This is a genomic window from 'Chrysanthemum coronarium' phytoplasma (assembly GCF_000744065.1).
In the GTDB taxonomy this organism is placed as follows: Bacteria; Bacillota_I; Bacilli_A; order Acholeplasmatales; family Acholeplasmataceae; genus Phytoplasma; species Phytoplasma asteris.
In genome coordinates this window covers 1-709 of record NZ_BBIY01000144.1, presented here as the reverse complement: position 1 = coordinate 709, position 709 = coordinate 1, and the positions used below count along the sequence as shown (strand labels likewise).

General features: G+C 30.7%; 1 protein-coding gene. It reads right to left on the bottom strand.

The genetic code is table 11. The annotated features are described in order from the left end of the window. Window positions 1-657, bottom strand: a 657-nt coding sequence (locus tag OYV_RS04200; RefSeq protein ID WP_042068473.1) for a thymidylate synthase, incomplete at its 3' end; no start/stop codon positions are given. Between the last annotated feature and the right edge of the window lie 52 nt (window positions 658-709).

Here is a 709-nt window from a genome sequence, read left to right as displayed (position 1 = left end):
TTGTAAGTTAGTTACTTGTGCGACCATCATAAGTAATAAAGAATAAGAAGCGATATTAAAAGGTATTCCCAAAAAAACATCTCCACTACGTTGATATAGTTGCAAGGAGAGTTTGCCTTGATGAACGTAGAATTGAATTAAGACATGACAAGGTGGCAATGCCATTTGGTTTAATAAGGGCGGATTCCAAGAATTAAGAATCAAACGTCTGGAATTGGGATTGGTTTTGATTTCAGAAATTAAAAATTTGATTTGATCAACGCCATTAAAATCGCGCCATTGTTTACCATAAACAGGACCTAAATTACCGTGCTTTATGGCAAAAAGAGGATCATTTTTGATTTTTTCTACAAATTCTTTCAATGTTTCATTTTGAAAAAAAGCTGATTGTTGATATTTTTGATAAGGCCATTCATTCCAAATATTAACATTGTTTTGTACCACATAACAAATATTAGTATCCCCTTTTAAAAACCATAAAAGTTCGTGGATAATTGATCTAAGATTCATTTTTTTAGTAGTTAACAAAGGAAAACCTTCTTCAAGATTAAAGCGCATTTGGTAGCCAAAAACACTTTTGTTACCTGTATTAGTGCGGTCATTTCTAAAACTGCCTTTTTGCAAAATAAAACGACATAAATCTAAATAAGTATTCATAATTGTATAACTCCTTGTTTTTTAATTGAATAAATGTTTGATGTTTATCGGG